The following is a 26,731-nucleotide window of genomic DNA, read 5'->3' as shown; positions in this document are numbered from 1 at the left end:
CTATAATGTATGAGCCCGCCAGACAAAAGATGATAGCCTCACTCAGGCAGAAAAAAATTCCCCCGGCACATTCAGCTGTTTGCTTATTGGATCAGTGGGTAAACACACACCATACTACGAAAAAAAGGAGCGATACCAATTGAATGTAGCAGACATGCTTTCTTCTTATCTCAGTAAGCTGCCAAACGTAATCATTGCTTTACTCGTCTTATTAATCGGATGGGCTATCGCTAAAATCATTGAAAAAGCGGTATACAAAGGGCTCAGCAAAACAAAAATCGACGACAAGCTCTTTGCTGGGAAAAAGCCTTCACGCTATTCCTCAGAAAAAGTCATAAGCAAGGTCGTTTATTTTATCGCACTGATCATCGTCTTTATTTTATTCTTTAACATTTTGCACCTGACAACAGTGGCATCGCCGTTTGTCAGTATGCTTTCGGCGATTGCAGCGGCGATTCCAAGCGTGCTGAAAGCCGGACTCATTCTGCTGTTAGGATGGGCTGCAGCCTCTGTTTTGAGCTTCCTTGTCAAAAAAATCGGGATGAAGCTGAACACGAGTGACAAACTGCGCAAGTGGAATTTGGTGTCTGAAGGAAAAGATATTCACCAGGCTGTCAATACCGCTTCACAAATTGTCTTTTATCTCGTGCTGCTTGTTTTTCTGCCAGGGGTCTTATCTTCTTTGAAAATCAGCGGCATTTCAGGTCCTTTTACAAATATGATGGAAAGCGTGCTCGCTTTTCTGCCGAAATTATTTGCAGCGGCGCTTATCGTATTAATCGGCTGGCTTGTTGCCCGCCTTGTTCGTGATATCATTACGAATTTCCTTGCAAGCATCGGCACCGAAAGATTCGCGGCACGTATGGGTTTATCAATTTACTTAAAAGATACAAGCCTTTCAGCAGTCATCGGAACAATCGCTTATGTGCTGATTATGATTCCGGTGGTCATTTCAGCGCTTGATCAGCTGGATGTCGCCGGCATTTCAAAACCGGCTGTCTCTATGCTGAATACGATTTTAAACATGCTTCCGAACATCATGATTGCCATCGTGCTTGTTTTAGCGGGTATCTGGGCAGGAAAATGGGTGAAATCTATGGTGTCCGGACTGCTCCATCGCGCAGGCTTTGATTCTGTCTTAGGGAAAATGGGCATGGATGCCGGAACGCCTGCAAAGCTGTCCTTGTCTCAAGTTGTCGGTATGATTGCGCAAATCATTGTCATTCTGCTCTTTACAGCTGAGGCGCTTCAAATTGTTCGGCTGCACTTCCTCGTAGAAATTGCCACTGGCATCATCGCGTATCTGCCGAATGTCCTTGTCGCCGTATTCATTCTCGGACTCGGCCTTTACGCAGGAGAATTGGTGAGAAAAGTGCTCGCAAGCATGATAAAAAGCCAGGAATTCAAGTCTTTAGCGCCTATTGCTAAATATACGATTATCGCACTTGCTTTCTTTATGGCCCTGGATCAGCTTGGTGTCGCTGCGACAATCGTCAATTCCGCGTTCATCATCGTTCTTAGCGGCTTCGCACTCGCTTTCGGTTTATCCTTCGGCCTTGGCGGTAAGGATTTTGCATCACGTTATCTGTCTACATTTGAACGCAAAATGCAAAACACAGAAATCGAAAAAAACCGTAAAAACCAAAATCCGCCGAATGACATGTAAGCAAAAAACATGCACCCAGCTGGGTGCATGTTTTTTCAATTCCTTTTTTTTCATTTTTCAATCGATTATGATAAGATATAGAAAATGTCTTATTCTGAGGTCTTATTATGAAGTTAACCAATTATACAGATTATTCATTAAGAGTGTTGATTTTTCTGGCTGCAGAGCGTCCCGGAGAACTTTCAAATATAAAACAGATTGCCGAAACGTATTCTATTTCAAAAAATCATCTCATGAAAGTCATATACAGGCTCGGCCAGCTCGGCTACGTAGAAACGATACGCGGACGGGGCGGCGGCATACGATTAGGCATGGAACCTGAAGACATCAACATCGGTGAGGTTGTCAGAAAAACGGAGGACGATTTTAATATTGTTGAATGTTTTGATGCGAACAAGAATCTCTGTGTTATTTCCCCGGTTTGCGGCTTAAAACATGTGCTGAATGAAGCGCTTTTAGCCTACCTCGCAGTTTTAGACAAATACACACTGCGCGACCTCGTCAAAAACAAAGAAGATATCATGAAGCTTTTAAAAATGAAGGAATAGATTAAGATTCCTTCTTTTTTTATGCCCTTTTTCCCCCTTATTGTTAAGATAATTTGGCTATTTTTATAAAAAGGCAAAACGATGAGACAAATGTGCCGATATAAAAAAGAAACAGCAAATGCAAAATCATTGGGGGAAAAAGGAGAGCTAAGATGAAAAAGAAATTAGCAGCAGGGCTGACAGCATCTGCGATTGTCGGCACAACTTTAGTAGTGACACCAGCTGAAGCAGCAACGATTAAGGTCAAAAGCGGAGATTCTTTATGGAAACTGGCCCAAACCTATAACACAAGTGTGGCGGCCCTCACATCCGCCAATCATCTTTCGACTACTGTTCTGTCGATCGGCCAGACGCTTACTATTCCAGGCAGCAAATCCAGCACTTCTTCATCTACTTCAAGCTCAACAACCAAGAAGAGCGGAAGTTCTGTTTACACAGTGAAAAGCGGAGATTCACTTTGGCTGATCGCAAATGAGTTTAAAATGACGGTGCAGGAACTGAAAAAATTAAACGGACTAAGCAGCGATTTAATTCGTGCTGGGCAGAAATTAAAGGTGTCCGGTACTGTTTCTTCAAGTTCAAGTTCCAGTACAAAAAGCAGTTCCAATAAGAGTTCAAGCTCAAGTTCAAAAAGCAGTTCTAATAAGAGTTCAAGTTCTTCATCTTCTACGGGAACATATAAGGTGCAGCTTGGAGATTCACTTTGGAAAATTGCAAACAAAGTCAATATGTCCATCGCTGAATTGAAGGTCTTGAACAACTTAAAATCAGACATCATTTACGTGAATCAGGTGTTGAAAACAAAATCGAGCGGCTCTGATACGTCTTCTAAAGACAATTCATCCAAATCGAACCAAACTTCAGCAACAACTAAATATACCGTTAAAAGCGGTGATTCACTTTGGAAAATCGCAAATAACTATAACCTGACTGTACAGCAAATCCGAAATATCAACAATCTGAAATCAGATGTGCTTTACGTTGGACAAGTATTGAAGCTGACAGGTAAAGCATCTTCAGGCTCTTCATCATCGTCGTCTTCTTCGTCAAATGCAAGCTCCGGCACGACGACTACATACACGGTGAAAAGCGGTGATTCCTTGTGGGTGATTGCTCAAAAATTTAATGTAACAGCTCAGCAGATTCGCGAGAAAAACAATTTAAAAACGGATGTCTTGCAGGTTGGCCAAAAGCTGGTCATTTCCGGAAAAGCTTCATCATCGTCTTCATCCGGTTCTTCAAACACCACCAGCTCAACGAGTGCGAAGATTAACACAATGATTTCGGCCGCTAAAGCGCAGCTTGGGGTTCCGTATCGCTGGGGAGGCACGACACCGTCCGGGTTTGACTGCAGCGGATTCATTTACTATGTACTGAACAAAGTCACATCCGTATCTAGATTAACGGCAGCGGGATATTGGAACACAATGAAATCAGTTAGCCAGCCTGCTGTCGGAGATTTCGTTTTCTTTACAACATATAAAGCCGGCCCTTCCCACGTCGGAATTTACCTAGGCAACGGGGAATTCATAAATGCCAACGATTCCGGAGTTGTCATTTCCAATATGAACAACTCTTACTGGAAACAGCGCTATCTCGGTGCAAAACGATATTTCTAAAAACAGAAACTGTGCGGCCTTAACGGCTGTACAGTTTTTTATTAGAGCCTAAAGACGTTGATGCTGATCATATGATTTGTCACCGGATGAAAATAGACTTCGGCCCGAACAGAAAAAGTGTCATCTTTCTGTCTGACTGTCACCCGAAAGACATCTTTCGTCTGCTGATCATTCACCTCTGTACGCCCCATATAAGCATAATCAGAAAATGAAGCGCCCTTATATTCATCCTGAATTTTGCTCCAGGCAAGCTGTTCCCACTTTTGAACGGACTCGTTTGTGTCCGTTGAATGACCTTTTGCAGCCATTGACACGATAATCAATCCGCAAAAAAGAAGCGCAATGGTATACGGCAGAGATTTCATTTTTTCAGTCTCCTGTACCCAGAATATGTTCCCTCATAGGTTTACCAAAAGCGATATCTTCATTCAGGCATTTTGATTTTATGTCTCCCTCATATTGCTACCCCTTTACTGACGCAGACGGCAAGTTTTGCCCCGTCAATAACAGAGGATGCGGCATAAACTAATCATGAACTTCTCACCCAAGAAAGGAGAAGCGATTCATGGATTATGCCGATTACGATAAAGCGCTTTATTACACCCATCGTTCTCAATGGGATAATTTATTAATTTTAATGGTGCGTACAGAGGACGATTTGTTGTCCAAACGAATTGAGCATTTTCTGCATGCGTATCATTTTGAACAGGATTACGCCGTTTTAGAAAAGATGCTGTATTCCCTTCTCCGTTATATTGATCATGCCACAGAGCTGACTTATGAAGATCAAATAGCCCTTCTCACATAAACAAATCCCGGCGTTTAGACGCCGGGATTTCCTGCTTTTGCGAACATGCTGAGTTCTTCGACAAGCTCTTTTAAGCTTTCCTTAATGTTTTCAGCCACTGTAGCATTTTCAACATCAATATGCACCGGATCAAGCACCAGCTGCTTCGGAATGACATTGGCGTAGACACCCCGCATCACAGTTCTCATATTGTTCAGCGCATTGATGCCGCCTTTTCCGCCTCCCGCTACTGCCAATAATGCAACGGGCTTATATTTGAATTGTTCGCTGCTTAGAAAATCCAAGGCATTTTTTAAAGCGCCGCTCATGCCGCTATGATATTCAGGTGATAATAATACAATCGCTTCCGCTTTAGTAACGCGTTGTTTAAGCTCCTGTACCTTCAACAGTTCAGATTGATCCGCTTCACCGTTAAAAATCGGCAATACAAACTCACTTAGATCAATCAAATCCGTGTGATACAGTGCTGAAATATAGGATGCTGCAATTCTTGTCCTGCCATGTTTTCTAGGCGTGCCATTTATGACTAACATGTTCATTTCGAGATCTCTCCATTCAGGTTATATTTCACTGCGAAAAGCGCTGCTTGCGTACGATCAGCCACTTCAAGTTTTGCTAAAAGATTCGATACATGGGTTTTTACTGTTTTTTCTGAAATAAACAAGGCTGCTGCGATTTCTTTATTGCTTTTCCCGTTCGCTATTTCAGTCAGAACGTCTTTTTCCCTTCTTGTTAATTGATAGTATTTTTCTTTTTCCGGGTCGTGCTGATTTTTCATATGTGTCAGCACATGGGGCATAATAGCTGTAGAAAGCTTGTATTCGCCAGCATGCACTTGTCTTAGTGTTTTCACCAATTCCTCGGGCTCCGTATCCTTTAATTGATACGCCTTCGCGCCTGCCTGAAGCGCGGGGATGACGTGCTCCTGATCAGAGTAGCTCGTCAGCACAATGATATTCGTCTCCGGGAATTGCTGTATTGCTTTTTTAATGGCTTGAATGCCGTCCATCTCGGGCATAGACAGATCCATTAGCACAAGATCCGGCTTTGTCTCTTCGATGATACGGAGAGCTTCTATTCCGGTTGCAGCTTCTCCGACAACTTCAATATCATCCTGGATGGCAAAGAAAAAACGCAGACCCTTTCTGACAACATGATGATCATCAGCAATGACAATTTTCATACCGCCCCTCCTTTTCGGCTTTTTAGCGGAAGCCTGATGGACAGCTTTGTTCCAGTTCCAAGCGCTGACTCAATCCAAAACTTAGCGCCGGCTTTTTCCGCCCGTTCTTTCATACCCTTGATGCCAAGTGAAGGCAGACCGGCATGCGCTTCATAGCGAAATCCTGCCCCATGATCGATGATATCCAGCTCCGCATGGCACAAAGAAGCAGTCAGACTAACATACGCCGTATCCGTTCCGGCATGCTTTTTGCAGTTATTTAAAGCTTCCTGTACGACACGCCATAGCATATGCTCCTGCTCATCAGTCAGAACAGGACAGCCTTTTTGTGTAAAAATGATCTTCAATCCAATGAGCGCACCATAGCTTTTAATGGCTTCAGCCAGCCCTTTTTCCAATCCTCCGGGGCGAAGCTGCCAAATTAACGCTTTCATTTCTGCGAGCGCGTCCTGTGATAGGTTTTGGATGAAATCAATCATCTGCTGTAAATTCTCATCTTTTGTTAGTGTCTTCGCAGCTTTGGCAGTTAAACTGACGGAAAACAGCATTTGATTGACTGAATCGTGAAGCTCCTGAGCGAGGCGGTTACGCTCCATTAAAAGAGCATTTTTTTGTTGATATTCAGAAAGTCTCATACGCTGAATTGCCGTTCCGATCTGAAAGGCGACAGACTCGAGTAAATGCAGCTCTTCCTCATCAAACATGGTTTTTCCGGCCGCCGCTACATTTAACAATCCGAATCTTCTGTCCCCATCTTCTAAAGGCACAGTTGCATGATGCGTAATCCCTTCTGTGTCAAAACAATGCAGGTTTTCTGCTGATTCGATGCGTTTGCAGTTCATGATATTTGCAGCCTTTCTAAGCCCTCCGTTATTGAATTTCGTCAGGCAGTAACACTCCCCTTCGCACATCAGCACTTTTTCCTTGCGGCTTAAAGCCGGAGGCAGATACGCGTCGGCCGCTAACGTATAAGTTCCATCTTCTTCGATCAGAAAAATCCATCCGGATTGAAGGTTTGTCAGACTCAGCAACTCTTTTAAAACCTCATCCAGTGTTGCTTTGATATCGTGCCCTTGATTTAAGGTTTCCGCAATCATTTTAAGCGTTTTTAATTTTTCCATCCTCGTTTTGCTCACGTTTCTCACTCCGGCATTGATCTTGTATTTAAGATTATACCAGTTTTTTGTATTTCATTACTTCACTTGTAGGATGATTTTCTTTCAGACTTTTGGATGAGAAAAAGAAAAAGCCGGATCATTTACAATGACCCAGCTCATACTTGAATTATTTTGCTGTCGACTCAACAATTTCATCCACCGTCTTCATTACATCTTCAGAAAGGGAGGCAAGACGCTGTTCACTGTCTTCCAAAGATGACCCTTTTACGGCGAAATAAAATTTCACCTTCGGCTCAGTTCCAGAAGGACGAAGACAGAACCAAGACCCGTCTTCCAGGAAGTATTTCAATACATTTGATTTTGGCAAGTCGATGGCTTCTTCTTTGTTTTCAGTCAGAAGCGTCCGTTTGCTTACAGCGTAATCTTCTGCTGTGACAACCTGTTTGCCCGCCATTTTCTGCGGTGGATTTTGTCTGAAGGAAGCAAGAATCGCTTCAATTTGCTCTGCTCCTTGTTTGCCTTTCAGCGTCAGGGATTTCAGCCCTTCACGATAAAAACCATACTCGTTAAAGAGATTGATGAGCGCCTCATACAAAGACATTCCCTGTTTTTTATAGAACGCGCAAACTTCAACTGCCAAAAGCGCAGCCTGAATGGCGTCCTTATCGCGGGCAAAATCCCCGATTAAATAACCGTAGCTCTCTTCATAACCAAATTGGAAGGTATACTGGCCTGATGCCTCGTATTCCTTGATCTTTTCACCGATAAACTTAAAGCCTGTCAGCGTATCAATCGTATCAAGGCCGAATGAAGAAGCTACAGCACGGCCGATTTCGCTTGTGACGATCGTTTTGAGAACAACACCGTTATCAGGCAGGATGCCTTGTTTTTTCTTTTCAGAAAGCAGGTAATGAAGCAGCAGCGCTCCGGTTTGGTTTCCTGTCAGCACTGTATATTTGCCTTGATCGTTTTTCACCGCGATGCCGAGGCGGTCAGCATCAGGGTCTGTGGCGATGAGAATATCTGCATTCTGCTCCTCCCCAAGCTTAATGGCATATTCGAATGCCGCATGCTCTTCCGGGTTCGGCGATGTAACAGTGGAGAAGTTTGAATCCGGCAGTTCCTGTTCTTTGACAACCGTTACATTTTTGTAGCCGAGTGCTTCAAGACCGCGTCTGACCGGTTTATTTGCAGTTCCATGCAGCGGTGTGAAAACAACCTTTACATCTACTTCTTCCGATAATTCAGGATGTACAGAAATCGACGCCAGTTTTTCTGTATAAACTTTATCAATATCTTCACCGATGATTTTAATTAAGCCTTTTTCTTTTAACTTATTTTCTTCGTCTACTGTGATCGTCAGCTCATTTTCAATCGCGTTTACCTGCTCAATGACAATGTCCGCTTCCTTTGGAGGCAGCTGACCGCCATCATCCCCATATACTTTGTAGCCGTTATATTCAGGCGGGTTATGGCTTGCCGTTACCACAATTCCACCATAAGCGTTCAGCTGTCTGACAGCGAATGACAGCTCTGGCGTCGGGCGAAGCTCATCAAACACGTATGTTTGGATGCCTTGTGTCGCAAGTGTTTTTGCCGCTTCCATCGCGAACTCCGGAGATTTATGGCGGGAATCATAAGCAATGACAACGCCCCGTTTTTTCGCTTCCTCACCTTGCTTCGAGATGTATGCCGCAAACCCGGCCGATGCTTTGCGCACAGTGTAAATATTCATCCGATTTGTCCCGGCGCCGATTTCCCCGCGCATTCCGCCGGTACCGAATTCAAGGTCTTTATAGAAACAGTCCTCAAGGGCCTGTTCATCTCCCTCTAATTCAATAAGGCGCTCTTTTAATTCCGGATCTAAATGTTCTGTCTGTTTCCAGCGTTCATAGCTCTTTCTCCAAGTCATATTCGTCCTCCTATGTATCAGCTTATGCCATTATTTTATATGAAGCGGGTGCCTCTGTCACTTGATAACCTGAGATCTGGCCCTTTCCACGTAAAAAGAAATAACGGGCTGCAGACAGCCCGTTATGATTTATTGCTCAAGCGGTACGACCGCATCGTGTAAAAGCTTGTTGAGGTTTTCTGTATGTTTGTTTTTCGCCTGCTCATCCCATTGGAATCGCTCGCTCATAAAATCAATAACGGCATCTTTATATGTTCTTACCCAATTGATATCAAAAAATAAACGTCCCGTTCTGCGGACAAAGAAGTCAGCAGGGGTTGCAGTCATCTCTTCTTCTATACTGTATTCTGCCTCAGCAAGAATATGAACCGGAATGTTGCGTTTCGCGGCTTCATCTTTCAGCGCTTCTACCCGGTCAAAGACGCGATCTACGTTAGAGCCGTATCTGATCGCCAGCTGTTTTGCGTCTTTTTCTGATAAACCGGCTGCAATTCCTTCTTTTGTTTTCGTGGTAACGAAGGACATGAGATTTTTCGAACCGCCGACGTGCCCGCCAGAGATTGGCATGTTTTTCGTTTTACATGGTCCAAAATCCTTTTCGCCCTCTTCTTTTAAGCGATCACGGACAAGATCAACGATGTGCTCCGCCATTTTTCTGTATCCAGTCAGTTTTCCGCCGGCAATGGTGATCAGGCCTGAGTCAGATGTCCAAATCTCGTCTTTCCGTGAAATTTCAGAAGGATCTTTGCCTTCTTCATGAATCAGCGGACGCAGCCCCGCCCAGCTGGATTCGATGTCATTCGCAGTGATATTCAGTTCCGGGAACATGTAATTGATTGATTTGATGACATAATCACGATCCTCCGTTGTCATCCGAGGATGCTCCAGCGCCTCTTTGTAAACAGTGTCTGTTGTTCCCACGTATGTTTTGCCTTCACGAGGAATCGCAAATACCATCCGGCCATCAGGTGTATCGAAATATACAGCCTGTTTCAGCGGAAAGACAGACTGGTCAAATACAAGGTGAATGCCTTTTGTATGCTGCAAATGCTTTCCGTTTTTCGAATGGTCTTTTTCTCTGAGCTGATCGACCCAAGGGCCTGTAGCATTGACAATTTTTTTCGCATACACTTTATATTCTTTCTTTGTCAGCACATCTTCAATTAATACGCCGACGGCTTTGCCTTTTTCGTAAAGAAGCTCCTTCACTTTGGAGTAATTCACAGGCTCTGCCCCGAATTTCACCGCTTCCTTCATGACTTCGATGGTCAGTCTCGCATCGTCAGTGCGGTATTCCACATAATACCCGCCGCCTTTTAAGCCGTCTTTTTTCACCAAAGGCTCTTTTTGCAGCGTTTCTTTTGCTGAAAGCATGCTTCTTCGTTCTGACTTTTTCACACCTGCAAGGAAGTCATAAACTCTTAACCCGATAGATGTTGTAAATGAACCGAATGTGCCGCCTTTATGAAACGGAAGCAGCATCCATTCCGGTGTAGTGACATGCGGGCCGTTTTCATACACAATCGCCCGCTCTTTTCCTACCTCAGCGACCATTTTCACTTCAAATTGTTTTAAATAGCGCAAGCCGCCATGTACCAGCTTCGTTGATCGGCTTGATGTTCCCGCCGCAAAGTCCTGCATTTCGCTTAGTGCGACCTTCATTCCCCTTGATGCCGCGTCAAGAGCTGTTCCGGCTCCTGTAATTCCTCCTCCGATAATAAATAGGTCATATGTTTTTTTCGTCATGTCTGTCAGCATGCGATCTCTTTCAAGACTTGAAAATTGATGTTTCATCATTACGTTTCCTCCTTGTTGTCACGGTAAATAGAAAAAGAGACCACAACAGCCAAAGTGCATGCTTACACTTTGGTGCTGTGGTCTCTCCTCATCTCAGGACCGTTCTTATTAACTTGTAACCATTATACCATAGTATTACTTTATTTAAAAGCCATAGCTGCTTTCACGGCTTTTTGCCAGCCTTTATACAGCTCATTTCGTTTTTCTTCTTCTAATTCAGGTTCAAACCGTTTATCCAGATTCCACTGGTTCGCGATTTCAGAACGGTCCTTCCAGAATCCCACAGCGATACCTGCCAAATAAGCCGCGCCAAGTGCAGTCGTTTCATTAATTTCCGGACGCTCCACAGGAACATTCAACAGGTCTCCTTGGAACTGCATTAGGAAATTGTTTTTTACAGCTCCTCCGTCTACACGAAGCGTCTTTAATGAAATGTTTGAATCTGCTTCCATTGCGTCAAGCACATCTTTTGTCTGATAAGCCAATGACTCCAGTGTCGCACGGATAAAGTGCTCTTTTGTTGTCCCTCTTGTCAGGCCGAAAACCGAACCGCGCACATCGCTGTCCCAGTAAGGCGTTCCCAGTCCGACAAAGGCCGGAACGACATATACGCCGTCAGTTGAATCCACTTTCTCTGCATATGATTCGCTAAGCGAAGAGTCCTGGAACATTCTCAATCCGTCTCTAAGCCACTGGATGGCAGAGCCAGCGACAAAAATGCTTCCTTCTAACGCATAGTTCACTTTTCCGTCAATGCCCCAAGCAATTGTTGTCAAAAGCCCATGTTCGGACTTAATTGCTTTTTCCCCGGTATTCATCAGCATGAAACATCCAGTGCCGTATGTGTTTTTCCCCATGCCTTCTTCAAAGCATGCCTGGCCGAACAATGCGGACTGCTGGTCTCCTGCCGCTCCCGCAATCGGAATATTTTTTCCGAAGAAGTGATAATCAACAGTCTCCGCATACACATGGGAAGACGGCTTCACTTCAGGGAGCATGGATTTCGGTACGCCTAGAATGTCGAGCAGTTCATCGTCCCATTTTAAATCGTAAATATTAAACATCAGTGTTCTTGAGGCATTGGAGTAATCGGTCACATGCGCTTTTCCGCCTGACATTTTCCAAATGAGCCACGTATCAATCGTTCCAAACAGCAGCTCGCCTTTTTCCGCTTTTTCTCTTGCGCCTTCCACATTGTCTAAAATCCACTTCACCTTCGTGCCGGAGAAGTATGGATCGATTAAAAGCCCGGTTTTTTCTCTGAATTTATCATTATATCCTTTTTCACGAAGTTCCTCACAAATGCCGGACGTCTGTCTGGACTGCCAAACGATTGCATTATAGACAGGACTTCCTGTATCTTTATCCCACACAACCGTCGTCTCGCGCTGGTTCGTGATGCCGATGCCGGCAATTTGAGAAGCGCTGATTCCTGATTCAGAGATGACTGAGGCGATAACCGCGAGGACAGAGCCCCAAATTTCATTGGCATTATGCTCAACCCAGCCAGGATGCGGGAAGTATTGTGTAAATTCCTTTTGAGCAGAGTGGACAATTTTGCCTTCTTTATTAAACAGAATCGCTCTTGAACTTGTCGTCCCCTGATCTAAGGATAAAATGTACGTTTCCATAAGATGTCTCCCCTTTGATTAAATATATTTAGAATTTGATAATGTTTTAGCAGAATGTGATTTCGTATAAACATAGAGTCCTAACAATACCACAACCAATATAACGCTTACAATCCAGAAGCTGCTTGTGATGTGCCCTTTAAATGCAGCGTTGTAAAATACGCCGCCGAATGATCCGCCTAAAATCGGGCCGACTACCGGAACCCATGCGTATTTCCAGTTTGATGAGCCCTTCCCCGGAATCGGAAGAAAAGCGTGGGCTATCCGCGGACCTAAGTCACGCGCAGGATTAATAGCATAGCCGGTGGTGCCTCCCAGAGAAATACCGATTGCTACAATGAGGAAACCGACGATTAAAGGATTAAGTCCTTCTGTAAATTGATTTGCCCCAATGGCCAAGATTCCAAGCACAAGGACAAATGTCCCAATCACTTCGCTTAAAACGTTTGCAAATGTATGCGGAATGCTGGGCCCTGTTGAGAAAACACCCAGCTTGGCAGCGGGATCATCCGTTGACTTCCAGTGCGGGAGGTAATGCAGATAAATAATCACCGCACCGATGATCGCTCCGATCATTTGCGCCGCAATATAAACCGGAACCTCTTTCCATGGAAAATCTCCTACAAATGCAAGCGCTATCGTTAGCGCCGGATTCAAATGGGCGCCGCTGATGCCGCCAACCGCGTATGCCGCCATGGCAACACCCAATCCCCATCCAAATACAACAACAATCCAGCCAGACTGGAATGAAAGCGATTTCTTTAAATTGACACCTGCACAAACACCTGCACCAAAAATGATAAGCAGCATCGTACCGATGACTTCTCCCCAAAATGCTGTCATAGCACATTCCTCCTAAAGTCACGATTAAAAAGCATGATAGAGAAGAAGAGAATAAAAAAACCACAACAAACCGCTTTACGGGTGCATAAACATTTGCCGTAAAGAGCTGCTGTGGTCTCCGAGTTCTCCATCACAATGTATTAACCTAGTGCAATTGTATCAGTGCATGAAAGCGGTGTCAATCACTTTCCGTCAAAAAGTTTTCATATTTTTTCCATAATTTGGCATTAGATGTTGTGACAGCTACAGCCCCCGCTTTCAATGCCTGCTCTACATCCTCTTCCGTACGGATGAAACCCCCGGCAAAGATGGGAATCCCTGTTTTCTCTTTTATTTCCTGAATGAGTGACGGAACGATGCCGGGAAGCACTTCGATGAAGTCAGGCTTATGCTTGCCGATAAACTCCATGCTTTTCTCCATCGCGCTTGTATCAAGCAAAAACAGGCGCTGAATGGCATAAATTTTCTTCTGCTTCGCTTTGGCAATCACGTTCGATCTTGTGGAAATAATCCCAGCGGGCTTGATATCCTGACATATAAATTCCGCACCGTATTCGTCATGCTTAATCCCTTGAATGAGATCGACGTGCACCATCATGTTCTTTCCGTGCTTTTGCGCTTCTTTGATCACGCCCTTCAGCTGGCCGAGATGAATATCAAGAATAACACCGTAAGAGAACGAACTGTTCAAAAACTCATCAAATTGCTTCATATTGCGAATAGCCGGTAAGATCGGCTGGTTGTGAAAACTCATCATGTTCTCCTTTAATAAATCACTTTTATATTATATCGTTTGAAAGCTTTCTTTCACCGTTTTCACGATAAAGGAAAGGTCCTCTTCTGTCAGGCAAAATGGCGGCGCGAGCTGGATGACGTTGTTGTAACCGGCGACTGTATCGCCGTTTTTGCCGATGATCAGCCCTTTTTCTTTGCATGCCGCAACCACTTGGTTTACTTTGGCGGCATCAGCCGGCTCTTTAGTCAATTTATCTTTGACGAGTTCGATTCCGATCAGCAGCCCTTTTCCTCTAACATCCCCGACTGCCGGGTGTTCTCTCAGAGCTTGAAGCTCACCTAAAAGCTTTGCTCCAAGATCGCGGGATCGCTGAATCAGCTGTTCGTCCTCCATAATTTGCAGGTTTTTCAACGCCAAGGCACAGGCAGCCGGGCTTCCGCCGAACGTGTTCACGTGGCGGAAACGGTCATAAGGAGCTTCCCCCTGATACGCTTCGAAAATGTCCCGTTTAACAGCAGTCGCTGACAATGGCAGATACGCGCTTGTGATTCCCTTTGCCATCGTAATGATATCAGGCTTCACACCGTAGTGCATAAACCCGAACGGCTCGCCTGTCCGTCCAAACCCGCAGATCACTTCATCGCAAATCAAAAGGGCTCCGTGGCGCCGGCAAATGTCCTCCACCTTTTTCATATATCCGTCCGGCGGCATTAGGATGCCCCCGCCTGTAATGATGGGCTCCATAATGACCCCGGCAATCGTTTCGCTTAATTCCCATGTCATGATGCGGTCGATTTCATTTGCGCTTTCAAGCGTGTCTGCATCATCAGGATTCCGGTATATATCTGGCGGAGCTACATGCAGAAATCCTTGGCTCAAAGGCTCGTATTTATATTTGCGCTGCGCCTGTCCGGTAGCTGAGAGCGCTCCCAATGTATTGCCGTGGTATGCCCGATATCTTGAGATGAATTTATAACGGCTGTGGTCGCCGTTTTGCAGATGGTACTGGCGGGCAATTTTAAAAGCAGTTTCGTTTGCTTCCGATCCGCTGTTGGAAAAAAAGATAACATAATCGCCGCCAAGCCATTCATTCAGCTTTTCCGCCAGTTGAATTGCGGGTGCGTGACTTTGCGTTAACGGGTAGTAAGGCAGCTCCTTTAGTTGCTCATAGGCAGCCTCCGCAAGCTCCTTTCTGCCGTAACCAATGTTGACGCACCACAAACCGGACATCGCATCCAAATAGCGGCGTCCGTCTATGTCGGTTACCCAGGCTCCTTCGGCCTTCTGGGCTATCAGGCTGTCCGCTTGATGCGCTCCCTTCATGGCATGCCACACAAATTGCTCATCTTTTTGCTTTAATCCCTGATTTTGCTGAATGTTTTCCATCCCCATCATCTCCATTTCATTAGCGTTCCCTATAATGCCAATTCAATTGAAACAGACCTTCTCTTTATGTGATGTCTTGGTGATGATTTCCCTGCCTTCAATATAAAGCCAGACCGGGTCAGAGTCAATAAACCATGTAAATAATAAAACATCCTCTTTCTCAAGAAGAAAGAGGATGCAGCATCCAAAGCAAAACAGGCAAAGTGACAATGCTCAGCATCGTACTGATAAAGGTCGCACTCGAAACGACTTGGACAGCCATTGCAATAGCAATGTGAAGCCTAGCCGTTTTCTGTATGATATAGGAAATGGCGAAAATACAGAAACTCCATAAGCACCTTCTTTTCCACTATACAATTTACTTTTAATTTAAAGAAAGCACCTAAACTATTCCGCTTTTGTTTAAAAAAACCCGCCAATTCAGACGGGTTTTTTGGGATTATTTTTTATATTGAATATGATAAATATCACGCCGTCTGTCTTTTAGCTGGCGCACTGTACCGTTTTGGCGCTGTCTTCTGAGAATTTCCAGGTCAACATCGCCGATGACGACCATTTCAATATTCGGGTTTGTTTCGCCGACAATGCCGTCTCGGGCGAATTCAAAATCAGACGGGGCAAAGATGCCTGACTGGGCGTATTGGATATCCATGTTTTCCGTTTGCGGAAGGTTTCCAACCGTTCCCGAGATAACCGTATAAATTTGATTTTCAACCGCTCTAGCCTGCGAACAGTATCTGACACGCAGATAGCCTTGACGGTCTTCTGTACAAAATGGCGTAAAGATGATTTTGGCTCCTTTATCAGCCGCAATACGGGCAAGCTCAGGAAATTCAATGTCATAACAGATCTGGATCGCGATTTTTCCGCAGTCCGTATCAAACACGCGAACCTGGTCTCCTGCGCTGATCCCCCACCATTTGCGTTCATTCGGCGTAATATGGAGTTTATATTGCTTTTCGATTGTTCCGTCCCGTCTGAACAGGTAAGCGATATTATAGATCTTGCCTTCCTCTTCGACGAAATGAGACCCGCCGATAATGTTGACGTTATACTTAACAGCCAAATCAGTAAACAGGCTGATGTAATCTTCTGTATACTCAGTAATTCTCTGCACCGCCAAGCTCGGTGACCGTTCCTCAAGGAAGGACATCAGCTGGGTTGTGAAAATTTCCGGGAACACCGCAAAATCAGATCTTGCGTCGGAAGCAACATCGACATAGTATTCTACTTGATTCGCAAATTCCTCAAAGGAATAAATTTTCTTCATTTCGTATTGGATCACACAAATTCTAACAGGGAACGCCGATTTATAATAGCGTTTTGTCTGCTGCGGTAGATAATCGACATTATTCCATTCCATCAGCGTCGCATACTTGATCGAAGCTGTATCATCCGGGAGATAGTTCGGGTTAATTCGCATAAGGGTAAAGCCGTTCATCAGCTGAAAAGAAAGAACCGGATCGTAAATTTGGTGGCGTGTCACCTGTTCAACATACTCTCTCGCTGTCATTTCCTCTGCATATTTGTGATAGTTTGGAATCCGTCCGCCTATGATGATGCTTTTCAAGTTTAAGCGTCTGGCTAAGTCCTTTCTCGCCTCGTACAAACGGTGGCCGATCTTCATTCGTCTGTATTTCGGGTGCACCATGACTTCAATTCCGTACATATTCAAGCCGTCAGGATTATGGTTGGTGATATAACCGTCATCTGTAATGTCCTGCCACGTATGGCGGTCATCATATTCATCAAAGTTAATCAGGAGACTTGAGCACGAACCGATAATTTCACCTTCGAATTCTGCACAAAACTGTCCTTCCGGAAAATGCTCCAAATGGCTGATTAAATGCTCCCGCTTCCAAGGCTCCATTCCTGGAAAGCAGTCCTTTTGAAGATCGATAATCTTGTCGATGTCTTTTTCTTCGATATTGCGGATAACCATTTTCTTTTCAAACCGGGTCAAATCTAATTTCTCAGACAACCTACTCGCTCCTTTCTAGTTTTGTGAGTTCAGATGATCAAGCAATAGGGCGAGCTCCATCTCCGCCATTGATTCAAGCCTGTGATCATAGTCTTCAAACATCAAGGTACCCGTTACTTTATTCGGGACAATGACACACTTCATGCCTGCACGTTTCGCAGCAATCGAACCATTGACAGAATCCTCAAACGCGAGACATTCCGCTGGCGATACCCCGAGGTTTTTTGCCGCCAATAAATAGAGTTCAGGATTCGGCTTCACCTCTTCCACATCATCCGCCGTTTGAATAACTTCAAAATCATCAAACAGGCCGATTTGCTTCAAATGGCCGGACACCCATTTATAATCAGAGCTGGAGGCAAGGCCTATTTTTAAGCCTACATCCTTTGCCGCATTCAAATACGCTTCGACACCAGGTCTCGCTTTTTCTGTTTCCATGCGTTTGGCGAACCGCTCTCTTCTCAATTTTGTGAGCTCTTCATGGTTCAGTTTTTTCCCGATCTGCTCTTCTAAATAGTCAAAAGGCCGGAAACCCGCAGCAGTTCCGATGACCTTCCCCCAGACAGATAGCGGCAGCACTGAGCCGTGCTCTTCAAATATTTCCTGAAGAACCTCATATTCGTGTGTTTCTGTATCTAGAATAAGCCCGTCAAAATCAAAAATTAACGCTTTAATCACTGGGTACAACTCCTTTAGTCCGAATTGAGACATATGTATACACTCAACTATACCCCGAAACAAATCTGCTTTCAAAAAGTAAGGTTTTATGTGAAGAAAGAGCCTGCACACTGCAAGCTCTTTCTTATTAATGAATGTTTTGGTGAGAAATGTTTGTCAGCGCTGATCCCGCAGACTCGTTCGACATCTGATTGACTGCCAGGTCTCCAAGCGCAACGATCCCGACTAGATTGTTTTGATCTACAATAGGAAGGCGGCGGATTTGGTGCTGGGCCATCAGCTGCGACGCGTCTTCCAGACTCATATTAGGGTTTCCTGATACGAGTTCTGTTGACATCACTTCTGAAACGGGTGTCTGGCCATCACGGCCCTGAGCTGTAGTTCTTAATGCAATGTCACGGTCAGTCAGCATTCCTTTTAAAACACCTTGCTCTACAACGGGGATCGCCCCGACGTTATGCTGTTTCATTAGAGAAGCCGCTTCCTGAATCGTTTGATTCGGAGAAACGGTTGCCACCTGCGTTGTCATTGTATCTTTAACTGAACTCATTGTCAGCACCCCTTTCAATCATTAGTATGTTCAGACACGAGCCGTTTAAAAAGGGAGTTAGAGGAAAGGTTTTATGATATGATTTCTCTGATACAAAAAAGAGCTTTTCTAAAAATAGAAAAGCTCTTGCCGCATGATTATATCAGCCTTCTTTGACCGAAAAAGGCTTTGTTAGTCTTCTTTTGAAAGTCAGAAAAAGCAAACGGAAAATAAATCCCAAAATCATTCAGCATCTTGCTGTTTTTTTCAAAAATCGCCTGATCACTCAAATCAAAGTGCGGCGAAGGCTTGGTCAGGATAATATGTATCATTTGCAGACAAGCCATAATTTGAAATGCTTCTTTTAATGTTCCTTGGTAATAATGGTTATTTAAAGACAGAACGCCTTTCTTTTTAAAGCGCTGAATGTCCAGTTCGGAGAAATAAAGAGGAAATACATCATGGATCAGCTCCATAGACAGCTCCTTGATAAAGCTCTCCTGTTCTGCAGTTGCTGCGTTCACAATTCTCACGTCAATCACCTTTCTTGCCATCGAATATCCTAAGTCTTACTCAAGAATAGCACAGAAAAAAACGCGAAAGCTAAGGTAAGTGTTTCCTATGAGAAACAGCAGCCTTCCGCTTCGAAAAGGAGCCATTTAACATGAATCAAAAAGGCAGAGGGCTTGAGATCCTCATCAATGAAAAACAGGACGGCCAATGGCTGTTTTCCGTACTCAAAACAGCGCTCAAAGCTTCTAAACCAGTGATACAAGACTGGATGTCCCATCAACAGATAAAGGTCAATCACGAATCCGTCTTAAACAATATGATTGTAAAAAAGGGAGACCGCGTGTTCATTGATCTTCAGGAAAGTGAAGCATCTTCGGTCATTCCGGAGTATGGCGAGCTTGATATTTTATTTGAGGACAATCACATGCTCATCGTCAATAAACCCGCTGGCATAGCGACGCATCCGAATGAGGATGGGCAAACCGGCACACTGGCTAATTTGATCGCGTATCATTATCAGATAAATGGCGAAACATGTAAGGTGCGCCACGTCCATCGTCTTGATCAGGATACATCTGGCGCTATCGTTTTTGCCAAGCATCGTTTGGCACACGCCATCTTAGACCAGCAGTTAGAGAAAAAGACGCTGAAGCGTACGTATACCGCCATCGCTGAAGGTAAGCTACGGACGAAAAAAGGGACAATTAATTCACCGATCGGCAGAGACCGATCACACCCGACAAGACGCCGGGTTTCACCAGGCGGGCAAACAGCCGTCACTCATTTCAAGGTAATGGCCAGCAATGCGAAAGAACGGCTGTCGCTCGTTGAATTAGAGCTGGAAACAGGAAGAACACACCAAATCCGTGTTCATCTGGCGAGCCTCGGCCATCCGTTGACAGGAGACTCGCTTTACGGAGGCGGAAGCAAGCTGCTAAACAGGCAGGCACTGCACGCCAATAAAGTACAAGCGGTTCACCCGATAACAGACGAGCTCATAGTTGCTGAAGCCCCTTTCCCTGCTGATATGAAAAACCTTTGCCGCACATATTTTTCATGAAGAAAAGCCGCAGGCACTGCCTCGGCTTTTTAAGTCACTCGTTTTCCATATATAATATAGCGCTTCGGGGCATTTCCGACGTATGAAAACGGATAACAGGTCGTCAGAATCAGCTCTTCCTTTTCATGCTGGAGCGTGATAATAGATGTGTCATCCTTATCGACAATTTTTGTATTTACAATTTCATATGTGAATTCTCCATATGACAGGAGAATGCGGAGCTGATCCCCCTTTTCCAGCTCTCCCGTCCGGCGAAACACGGTATCTCGATGCCCCGACAGCACAATTTGTCCGTTTTCATCAGGATAATAGCTGTCCTTGTAATGCCCGACACCTTTTTCTAAATCATCAGCATCGGTGCCCTCCACGATCGGAAGCTCTGCCTTGATTTTCGGTATTTCCAAAATGCCGCTCGCTTGGCCGGTCTCAGGCTTAAATGATGCTTTGTTCTTTGCTTGATCTGTGCTATTTTTCGTCCCCAAAGGTTCCTGCGGCTTTTCAGCCGCCAGTTTTGCTTCTTTTAATGTCTGTTCCGTTTTCATATTCGTATCGATCAATTTAAAGCCTCCATAGCCTGCGATCACTAGGCCGGCAGCAATGATGAATAGTGGAATAACTTTTTTCACGTTCTGGAGGCGCTCCTTTTTCTTCTGACATATAGATAAGTTCCTGACAATGTCACCGCCGCACCGATTACCATAAAGTTATAGTAGCCCGCTGACGTATCCGGAAGCGGATGATCAGACCCGCTTTCCGCAGTCTCGGTTTGTAACGGCAATGTGCTGATGCTATTAGCAGTATCAGCGGTTTTTGTGTTGTTGATTGGTATTTCATTGAATCTCGAAATGGCTGAAGGCGGCAGCTGATGAACCGGTGCTGTTCCCGGAGTTTCTTTTATATCAGGCAAATCTTCACCTGGCCTTGGATCCTCTTTAATCGGATCCTCCGTCCCCGGATCATCTCCAGGCTCTTCCGTAATCGGGTCTTCTGTTACAGGGTCTTCAATATCACTGGCTTCAGCAAGCTTAATTCTTCCCTCTTTTGTATACGCAATTGGCTCATCAAAACTCTTCACGTACTCAACTGTCGCTTCCAAATCCTCAGGCCCTGTCACCGGATTTTTTCCCAGCAGTCCGATTGGCTGATATTTGGTTCCTGTCGCCGTCGCCATAAAGTTGTTGACGGTCAATGTATATGTGGCATCGGGCTGGATCTCGGTGCCATCTGCCATTTTCAAATCAACTGCTTTTCCGGTTTCTTTATCCCACGTATACGTAAACCCGCTGATGCTGTAGTCAGGCCCAAAAACCGGTGAGATTTGAGCATTGATAATCTCTCTTAAATCTTTTCCTTTAATCTCAAGCTTCGTTAACACATTTCCAAACGGCTGAATATTGTAAAGATCTCCCCACGTAATCGGGCCCTTCTTCAGCGCTTCACGTATGCCGCCGCCATTCATAAGGGCAAAATCCGTTTTCATGGCAGCTTTCATACCATCCGCAATCAGGTTTCCAAGAGGTGTATCGCCGGCATTTGAATACCCCCCTTCCATATCAACAGCGGCTTCGCCGACTACCTCGCTGATAATCGGTTCCGCAATTGTTTCGTATTTCTTTAAAATGGCTGACGCGCTGACATCCGGTTCGATTTTACTTTGATCAACATATACGATTTCCGCGGACTTTTTGACAATGTCTTTTGTCGTTTTATCGATCTCTACATCAACGACACCTATCGCTTTTCCATATTCAAACGCTTGAACAATCAGTTTTCCATTCACTTCACCGTTAACAACCTTATGATTATGCGCGGCAAAAATCACGTCAATTTCAGAATCTGTTTTGTTTGCAAGATCAGCAGACTCCCCGGAAATGGCGTTGCCGTTTTGTTCAGCTGACATATGTGCGAGAACCGCGATGGCCTTCACGCCTTTTTTCTTCAGCTCTTTGGCCGCCTTATTCACCGCTGTTGCTTCATCTGTAAACTCGATATTTTTTATTCCTTCAGGCATAACCATGCCAGCTGCCGACTGTGTGACAACCCCGATAAAAGCAACGGGTACGCCCTCCACATTTATGATGTCATAAGCCGGCAAAAAGGGCTCTCCAGTTGATTTCATTTTACAATTGGCACATACAAGGGGAAAGTTCTGTCCATCATATCCGCTTGTGCCTTTCGGATGATCACCGCCATTTAAGATCCTCAGCAGTTCATCCGTGCCTTCATCAAATTCGTGGTTTCCCACGGTTCCGACATCAAATCCGATGTCCTCCATCAGTTCTACAGTCGGTTCATCCTGAAGAAGAGAGGAAACTGGAGAGCTTCCGCCGATCATATCTCCAGCGTGCACAATCAGCGAGTTTTTCTTTTCAGCCTTTTTTTCTTTTAAATATGCGGCGGCATAATCCATGCGTCCAAACGTGCCGTCTGCAGTTCCATTTCCATCAAGATCAAGCTCATATTGCTGATCGATTTTGCCATGCAAATCATTCATGCTGAGAATTCTAAGCGGTACATGTTCTTGAGGTGCCGTTTGCCTTTTTTTATATCCCGCGCTCTCCGCTTCACTTGCTGAAGCGAAGAAAATTCTGTTTTCCACAGCTACCTTCTTCCAGTCAGCTGGCTGGACATATGTTTGATTCGACGAATCCCCTACATATCTTGTCAAGCCTTTCCCTTGCTCTCTGGCTCTGAATTCAAACGGCATTTCCATGAGCGGATCGTTTTCATTCCAGATTCCTTTTTGGCCTTTTTTTGCAGCGGCTACTGCGGCCTGAAACTGCTGATAATCCTCTTCATTGTCAACCGGCCAAATAAAATACGTCGGAGCATAGCCATTTTTCACAAGCTCTAAGTTCACGTTTGAACCTGATTCGGTTATGACTTGTCCGAGCAATCTGCCATAGCTGTCCTTGGCTTCACTTCCGACCTTGACAGTAATTTTATCACCCGAGGACAGAACCGTTTTTAGATAGTCAGATGCTTTTTTGCCAAATCTTAATTGATTTTCATCTGCGTCATTTTTTGGTGTGTGATATGTTTCGGGTGTATCTACATTTACAAACCGGATTTTTGTCGTTCCAAGCACCGGAGATTTAAGATGAATGGTATCGCCGTCAACTACCCGGTCAACAATCCCTTCATATTCTCCCTCCGCAGACGGAGGTGCAGGCTGCTCTTCAAGCAGCTTCAGGTCAGCCGATTTTCGCGGAAGCAGCTGAAAGGTTTGGTACCTGCTTAACACACCGGTAAAGTCATACCATTTGCCCTCATCAAGCTCGTCTATCACCCCTGTTTTATTCATAACCCGGAGCGTCATTGCATGATGGTCGTCATCAATCATTGTTACATTGTAACCGCCGCCGGCAGGAGAACTTGGAATTGAGGAAACAAAAGCGGTTAGTTTCACAAGGCGTCCTTCATACTGATCACCTAGGCTGCCGTTAATGAGTTCATTGATTGTTAAGTGTTTTGGGGCGGGGAGGGATTGGTTTGACTGGTTGATTTTGATGCCTGATGAGCTTGGAACGATTTCTTTCAGCCCCTGGTAAGACGTGATTTTCCCTGTCACCGTGACATCCATACCCTCTTTTAATTCGGGAAATTGTTCAGGGGATGGCGAATAAATGTTAATGCCTCCGGTTTCATCTTGCAAAAAGGTCGACAGCTTCCCGCCTCCGATTGCGTTTTGATCAGCTGTAATGATCCCTTTTATCGTTACTTCTTCATTCAGCCTTCCCCGTGCTTCATTTATGGTCACTGGCTGTTCAGCCGGCGGAGTTTTCGTGTCATCGGTTACGTTCATCGACTGAACGTTTTTAAGTCCTGTCGCATTAAAGTAATTTTCAAGCTTTCCTTGAACCGTTATCTTTTTCCCAAGAAGAAGCGGATTGGTTTGCAGCCCAAATTGGCTTCTGAAAGCGGAGGGGATTTGCACAGGAAGGATGTGATCGGGCGATGTCTCATTTTTACGGTCTGCCAGCGCGACATTATAATCATTTGAAAAAGGGCTTGTCAGCTTATAATGCTGCGGGGAAACAGCCTGGCCGACTGCATATCCTTCGACAAGCGCCTGTCCTTCTTTTTGCTGTATTGCCTTCTCAACTGATATAGGCTGTTGCGGTTCAGCTGCCTTTACAGCTTCGAACGTGTACATTACATTTAAGAACATTAATGCCGTGATCAACACAATATGCAGAATACGCCTCATCATATTTCCTCCCTTAATATACACATAATGACAACGGTTTTGTCTGCTTATCATTTCGACAGACAGCATATAATTCCTTTCAGGCTTCTGCATAATACACGGCAGACTGACACAAAATACAGCTGATCTGAAAAAAAAGGAGGAATTCGGTTTGGATCAGTTCAATCAGCAGCAGCAATCCCAAATGAACAAAGGTATTCCTGGCAAACCGCATAAAAACCACGGCGGACATGAAATGTTTGATATGCATGAGGTGCTTTCCGGAACACTTACTGTGCTAGATCAGTTTATGATGCTAAGACAATTCTGTAAGGATCAAGAATTATTAAACATCCTTGATCGTCAACATCAATTCATCACATCTCAATACAATATAACTGCAGAATGCTTCAAAACAGGAAGCGAACCTTCACAAAAAACAGCAACTTATATGATGAAGGAAGACAACCAGACTGTTTACGGCATGCAGCCGTCACAGCCTAAAAAACCTGTTCAATCCATGAATGATATTGATGACAGCATCATCAGCCGACAAATGCTTTGCGCGATTAAAGCACAAGCTTCTATGCTGACAATGGCTTCTCTGGAAATGACAAATCCGGCCGTAAGACGCGTACTGTCTGCGCAAATTCAGGAGTATGTTGAAATGGCATTTGAAATTTTCCTATACCAAAACAAACACGGCTATTACCAGGTTCCTCAGCTTGATGCGCAGGATATGGAACAGCTGAGAAATTCATTCGCCCCTGCCCAAGGACAAATGCCTCCGACACAAGGCGGAATGGGCCAGCAAGGACTTCACTAATAACAAAGGCATTGGATAGATACTATCCAATGCCGCACTGTTTTTTTCAAATTTTTTCTTAAAATCTTTTTCAAATTGATCAAGACTTTCCTTTGTTGCTGATTTAAACCCTTTTTCAAAGTCCCCTTTTTTTGCTGTTTCCTTAATCATTTCTGAAATAACGTCTTTCCCGTATTTGTCCGTCAGCTCATCGATCATATAAAAGCTTTGCAAATAGACATCAGTGTTATATTCGGCTCTGGCTTCCTGCCAGTCTCGATCAGTCTGCAAACGGTCAAAGGGCACGACAGAAAACGTGATCGGATCTATGAGCAATTCATAGTTCGCAATCCACTCGCTTAACCCTTCATGAAACCATAACGGAAACTCATCGGGATCCGTCTCAAGCTCCTTCAATTTCTGGTGAAATGCATGGTGCGAGTATTCATGAATCAACAATCTCTGGTACAAATAAACCGCTACCTCGTCCCCTTCTAACAGTTTCTTTTTCTCTTCAGGCAACAATCCAATCAGCTGCTCCCGTTCAGAATAAAAACCAACTACATCCAATAAACCGGAGTAAGCCTCCATCTGTTTTTCATTAGGAAAAAAAATAATGTCAATAGGCTTTTGATTCGAATATCCAATCATAATCTGATTAATACTGACCGCATATTCAAGCGTTTCTTTCGTCAATGGCAGTAAGGACTTTTCCTTAGAAGTGTAATAAATATCGGCCTGTTTGAATGACTCTTTCTTCATGTGCTTCGTCACTTGTTCTTTTGTTATTCCAGATGCCTGACCTGGAAAAGACAGGATATACATCGCGCTTGATACGATGGCTGAGCTTACAGCCAGCATCACAAGGACTCCGCACAGGAATAGAGCGGATGCCGCACGCTTTCCTATGCCATCCCGCAAACGTCTCCCTCCCTGAGCCGGTCCGTCTTGTACCTTTTTATTTTTACTCTATGCAGCCTGAGTTCGCAGTGTGTCATTAACGCAAAGAAAAAGCCGCACAATTTGTGCGGCTTTTTTCATTTATTCAGCGTTAGGGAATACACGCTGTACAGTTTGTGTAAATTCATCAAATAATCCGGCGATTGGGTCACCATTTTGAATACGCTTTCCATATCCTTGCATACGCTCTACAAAATCAGGGTTAGCTGAAACGTAAACATTATCAATGTTTTTGTCAGTAGATCTTACCTTTTTGGCTATTTTTTTCTTCAAATTGTCTTCTACTGCACCTTTATTTCCATTGGTTAAAACGACTGCAACGTAGGCTTGATTTCCAGCCACAATGATATCGGCATGCTTTACTTCTTTTAGGTCTGTTACTTTATCAGCTGCTTCATCAGCAACCTCAAGTTTTCGGTCGTTGTTATTATCGTCATTTACACGATTGTTATTGACATTATCATTAACATTGTTGTCAACGTTATCCCGATTGTTTACATTGCGCATATCGTCATTGGCCGGATTTCGATAATTTACGTTTCTTACATCATTATTATCACGTCTGCCCTCACCTTGGTCGGCCACACCGCAGCCAGTCATAAGCAAAGGGATAAGAAGCATAGACGCAAGGACTTGTTTTTTTCCAAACATGTGAATTCCTCCTTTATCACTTTACTTATAGGTTTTTCTAACTGGCTTTAATTATGCATGCAAATCTGGAGGAAATGCTTTCCCGGGAAATATAACGGTTAATTTGTCTAACGAGGGG

The 26,731-nt window shown here is 44.4% G+C and carries 24 protein-coding genes and 1 pseudogene; 6 read left to right on the top strand and 19 right to left on the bottom strand.

Going from position 1 to position 26,731, the window contains the following annotated elements:
• Nucleotides 1-139: 139 nt before the first annotated feature.
• The 3 genes from AC0OMA_RS05345 to lytF all read left to right on the top strand — a co-directional run bounded on the left by AC0OMA_RS05345 (nt 140) and on the right by lytF (nt 3,833).
• Entirely contained in the window at nt 140-1,666 is a 1,527-nt protein-coding gene (locus AC0OMA_RS05345) for a mechanosensitive ion channel (protein WP_474221957.1), read from the top strand.
• Nucleotides 1,667-1,773: 107 nt separating this feature from the next.
• Nucleotides 1,774-2,214, top strand: coding sequence for a nitric oxide-sensing transcriptional repressor NsrR (nsrR, locus tag AC0OMA_RS05340; protein ID WP_014479293.1), 441 nt, complete (start codon nt 1,774-1,776; stop codon nt 2,212-2,214).
• Between the two features lie 152 nt (nt 2,215-2,366).
• A complete protein-coding gene (gene lytF, locus AC0OMA_RS05335) occupies nt 2,367-3,833 on the top strand; it encodes a peptidoglycan endopeptidase LytF (RefSeq protein WP_249852602.1) in 1,467 nt (488 codons plus the stop codon).
• Between the two features lie 41 nt (nt 3,834-3,874).
• Here lytF and AC0OMA_RS05330 read toward each other — a convergent pair whose 3' ends face one another.
• Nucleotides 3,875-4,198, bottom strand: coding sequence for a YqzG/YhdC family protein (locus AC0OMA_RS05330; RefSeq protein ID WP_014476269.1), 324 nt, complete (start codon nt 4,196-4,198; stop codon nt 3,875-3,877).
• A 200-nt stretch (nt 4,199-4,398) separates the two neighbouring features.
• Here AC0OMA_RS05330 and AC0OMA_RS05325 point away from each other — a divergent pair, with 200 nt between their 5' ends.
• Nucleotides 4,399-4,641, top strand: a complete 243-nt coding sequence (locus AC0OMA_RS05325; RefSeq protein WP_003233373.1) for a YhdB family protein — start codon at nt 4,399-4,401, stop codon at nt 4,639-4,641.
• Nucleotides 4,642-4,655: 14 nt separating this feature from the next.
• On the opposite strand, the gene yhdA is transcribed toward AC0OMA_RS05325, so the two are convergent.
• The 14 genes and pseudogenes from yhdA to AC0OMA_RS05255 form a co-directional block, all read right to left on the bottom strand.
• Nucleotides 4,656-5,180 carry an FMN-dependent NADPH-azoreductase gene (yhdA, locus tag AC0OMA_RS05320; RefSeq protein ID WP_063334951.1) on the bottom strand — a complete coding sequence of 175 codons (525 nt, stop codon included), beginning with the start codon at nt 5,178-5,180 and terminating at the stop codon, nt 4,656-4,658.
• Complete coding sequence (gene yhcZ / locus AC0OMA_RS05315) at nt 5,177-5,824, bottom strand: two-component system response regulator YhcZ (RefSeq protein WP_474221956.1); 648 nt, start codon at nt 5,822-5,824, stop codon at nt 5,177-5,179. The genes yhdA and yhcZ overlap by 4 nt, the downstream gene beginning before the upstream one ends.
• Nucleotides 5,821-6,960: a two-component system sensor histidine kinase YhcY gene (yhcY, locus tag AC0OMA_RS05310; protein WP_063334950.1), complete on the bottom strand. Its 1,140-nt coding sequence runs from the start codon at nt 6,958-6,960 to the stop codon at nt 5,821-5,823. The genes yhcZ and yhcY overlap by 4 nt, the downstream gene beginning before the upstream one ends.
• A gap of 148 nt (nt 6,961-7,108) precedes the next feature.
• Nucleotides 7,109-8,854 carry a phospho-sugar mutase gene (locus AC0OMA_RS05305; RefSeq protein WP_100506257.1) on the bottom strand — a complete coding sequence of 582 codons (1,746 nt, stop codon included), beginning with the start codon at nt 8,852-8,854 and terminating at the stop codon, nt 7,109-7,111.
• A gap of 129 nt (nt 8,855-8,983) precedes the next feature.
• A complete protein-coding gene (gene glpD, locus AC0OMA_RS05300) occupies nt 8,984-10,651 on the bottom strand; it encodes a glycerol-3-phosphate dehydrogenase (protein ID WP_015383198.1) in 1,668 nt (555 codons plus the stop codon).
• A gap of 140 nt (nt 10,652-10,791) precedes the next feature.
• Nucleotides 10,792-12,282 (bottom strand): glycerol kinase GlpK, encoded by a 1,491-nt coding sequence (gene glpK, locus AC0OMA_RS05295; protein WP_003233384.1) that lies wholly within the window; start codon nt 12,280-12,282, stop codon nt 10,792-10,794.
• Between the two features lie 18 nt (nt 12,283-12,300).
• Nucleotides 12,301-13,125: a glycerol uptake facilitator protein GlpF gene (gene glpF / locus AC0OMA_RS05290; protein WP_003233386.1), complete on the bottom strand. Its 825-nt coding sequence runs from the start codon at nt 13,123-13,125 to the stop codon at nt 12,301-12,303.
• Between the two features lie 178 nt (nt 13,126-13,303).
• A complete protein-coding gene (glpP, locus tag AC0OMA_RS05285; RefSeq protein ID WP_080344178.1) occupies nt 13,304-13,882 on the bottom strand; it encodes a glycerol uptake operon antiterminator GlpP in 579 nt (192 codons plus the stop codon).
• 27 nt (nt 13,883-13,909) lie between these two features.
• Complete coding sequence (locus AC0OMA_RS05280; protein WP_474221955.1) at nt 13,910-15,262, bottom strand: aminotransferase; 1,353 nt, start codon at nt 15,260-15,262, stop codon at nt 13,910-13,912.
• A gap of 145 nt (nt 15,263-15,407) precedes the next feature.
• Nucleotides 15,408-15,509, bottom strand: a pseudogene (locus tag AC0OMA_RS05275) (AEC family transporter); the annotation flags it as partial.
• Between the two features lie 177 nt (nt 15,510-15,686).
• A complete protein-coding gene (locus AC0OMA_RS05270; protein WP_003245514.1) occupies nt 15,687-17,228 on the bottom strand; it encodes a bifunctional GNAT family N-acetyltransferase/carbon-nitrogen hydrolase family protein in 1,542 nt (513 codons plus the stop codon).
• Nucleotides 17,229-17,243: 15 nt separating this feature from the next.
• On the bottom strand, nt 17,244-17,906 hold the full coding sequence (locus AC0OMA_RS05265; RefSeq protein WP_474221954.1) for an HAD family hydrolase: 663 nt from the start codon (nt 17,904-17,906) through the stop codon (nt 17,244-17,246).
• 127 nt (nt 17,907-18,033) lie between these two features.
• A complete protein-coding gene (locus AC0OMA_RS05260; RefSeq protein ID WP_003245462.1) occupies nt 18,034-18,456 on the bottom strand; it encodes a CBS domain-containing protein in 423 nt (140 codons plus the stop codon).
• Nucleotides 18,457-18,593: 137 nt separating this feature from the next.
• Nucleotides 18,594-18,989 carry a YhcU family protein gene (locus AC0OMA_RS05255; protein ID WP_327844201.1) on the bottom strand — a complete coding sequence of 132 codons (396 nt, stop codon included), beginning with the start codon at nt 18,987-18,989 and terminating at the stop codon, nt 18,594-18,596.
• Between the two features lie 110 nt (nt 18,990-19,099).
• On the opposite strand from AC0OMA_RS05255, the gene AC0OMA_RS05250 reads away from it, so the two are divergent.
• Nucleotides 19,100-20,008 (top strand): RluA family pseudouridine synthase, encoded by a 909-nt coding sequence (locus AC0OMA_RS05250; protein WP_046160372.1) that lies wholly within the window; start codon nt 19,100-19,102, stop codon nt 20,006-20,008.
• Nucleotides 20,009-20,037: 29 nt separating this feature from the next.
• On the opposite strand, the gene srtA is transcribed toward AC0OMA_RS05250, so the two are convergent.
• Both srtA and yhcR read right to left on the bottom strand, forming a co-directional pair.
• Nucleotides 20,038-20,634 carry a sortase SrtA gene (srtA, locus tag AC0OMA_RS05245; protein ID WP_474221953.1) on the bottom strand — a complete coding sequence of 199 codons (597 nt, stop codon included), beginning with the start codon at nt 20,632-20,634 and terminating at the stop codon, nt 20,038-20,040.
• The gene (gene yhcR / locus AC0OMA_RS05240) at nt 20,631-24,287 is read right to left on the bottom strand and encodes an endonuclease YhcR (protein WP_474221952.1); all 3,657 of its coding nucleotides are present in this window, start codon (nt 24,285-24,287) and stop codon (nt 20,631-20,633) included. Before yhcR ends, srtA begins: the two co-directional genes overlap by 4 nt.
• An 82-nt stretch (nt 24,288-24,369) precedes the next feature.
• Here yhcR and AC0OMA_RS05235 point away from each other — a divergent pair, with 82 nt between their 5' ends.
• Nucleotides 24,370-25,023, top strand: coding sequence for a spore coat protein (locus tag AC0OMA_RS05235; RefSeq protein WP_009966881.1), 654 nt, complete (start codon nt 24,370-24,372; stop codon nt 25,021-25,023).
• Here AC0OMA_RS05235 and AC0OMA_RS05230 read toward each other — a convergent pair.
• Together AC0OMA_RS05230 and AC0OMA_RS05225 are read right to left on the bottom strand one after the other, a co-directional pair.
• Complete coding sequence (locus AC0OMA_RS05230; protein ID WP_047182335.1) at nt 24,955-25,923, bottom strand: gluzincin family metallopeptidase; 969 nt, start codon at nt 25,921-25,923, stop codon at nt 24,955-24,957. The genes AC0OMA_RS05235 and AC0OMA_RS05230 overlap by 69 nt on opposite strands.
• Nucleotides 25,924-26,043: 120 nt before the next feature.
• The gene (locus AC0OMA_RS05225; RefSeq protein ID WP_015383188.1) at nt 26,044-26,613 is read right to left on the bottom strand and encodes a YhcN/YlaJ family sporulation lipoprotein; all 570 of its coding nucleotides are present in this window, start codon (nt 26,611-26,613) and stop codon (nt 26,044-26,046) included.
• Between the last annotated feature and the right edge of the window lie 118 nt (nt 26,614-26,731).

This window comes from Bacillus sp. AMCV2 (assembly GCF_056033925.1).
The sequence above is the reverse complement of the archived record's forward strand: the minus strand, read 5'-3'. Positions and strand labels throughout refer to the sequence as shown.

Bases quoted from the DNA above. Each gene is read 5' to 3' on its own strand.
- AC0OMA_RS05280 (WP_474221955.1), bottom strand. From the start codon at position 15,262: ATGGAGATGATGGGGATGGAAAACATTCAGCAAAATCAGGGATTAAAG.
- AC0OMA_RS05325 (WP_003233373.1), top strand. From the start codon at position 4,399: ATGGATTATGCCGATTACGATAAAGCGCTTTATTACACCCATCGTTCT.
- yhcZ (WP_474221956.1), bottom strand. From the start codon at position 5,824: ATGAAAATTGTCATTGCTGATGATCATCATGTTGTCAGAAAGGGTCTG.
- AC0OMA_RS05305 (WP_100506257.1), bottom strand. From the start codon at position 8,854: ATGACTTGGAGAAAGAGCTATGAACGCTGGAAACAGACAGAACATTTA.
- glpP (WP_080344178.1), bottom strand. From the start codon at position 13,882: ATGATGAGTTTTCACAACCAGCCGATCTTACCGGCTATTCGCAATATG.
- nsrR (WP_014479293.1), top strand. From the start codon at position 1,774: ATGAAGTTAACCAATTATACAGATTATTCATTAAGAGTGTTGATTTTT.
- AC0OMA_RS05330 (WP_014476269.1), bottom strand. From the start codon at position 4,198: ATGAAATCTCTGCCGTATACCATTGCGCTTCTTTTTTGCGGATTGATT.
- glpD (WP_015383198.1), bottom strand. From the start codon at position 10,651: ATGATGAAACATCAATTTTCAAGTCTTGAAAGAGATCGCATGCTGACA.
- glpK (WP_003233384.1), bottom strand. From the start codon at position 12,282: ATGGAAACGTACATTTTATCCTTAGATCAGGGGACGACAAGTTCAAGA.
- AC0OMA_RS05250 (WP_046160372.1), top strand. From the start codon at position 19,100: ATGAATCAAAAAGGCAGAGGGCTTGAGATCCTCATCAATGAAAAACAG.
- glpF (WP_003233386.1), bottom strand. From the start codon at position 13,125: ATGACAGCATTTTGGGGAGAAGTCATCGGTACGATGCTGCTTATCATT.
- lytF (WP_249852602.1), top strand. From the start codon at position 2,367: ATGAAAAAGAAATTAGCAGCAGGGCTGACAGCATCTGCGATTGTCGGC.
- AC0OMA_RS05255 (WP_327844201.1), bottom strand. From the start codon at position 18,989: ATGGCAAGAAAGGTGATTGACGTGAGAATTGTGAACGCAGCAACTGCA.
- AC0OMA_RS05225 (WP_015383188.1), bottom strand. From the start codon at position 26,613: ATGTTTGGAAAAAAACAAGTCCTTGCGTCTATGCTTCTTATCCCTTTG.
- yhcR (WP_474221952.1), bottom strand. From the start codon at position 24,287: ATGCTGTCTGTCGAAATGATAAGCAGACAAAACCGTTGTCATTATGTG.
- yhdA (WP_063334951.1), bottom strand. From the start codon at position 5,180: ATGAACATGTTAGTCATAAATGGCACGCCTAGAAAACATGGCAGGACA.
- AC0OMA_RS05260 (WP_003245462.1), bottom strand. From the start codon at position 18,456: ATGAGTTCAGTTAAAGATACAATGACAACGCAGGTGGCAACCGTTTCT.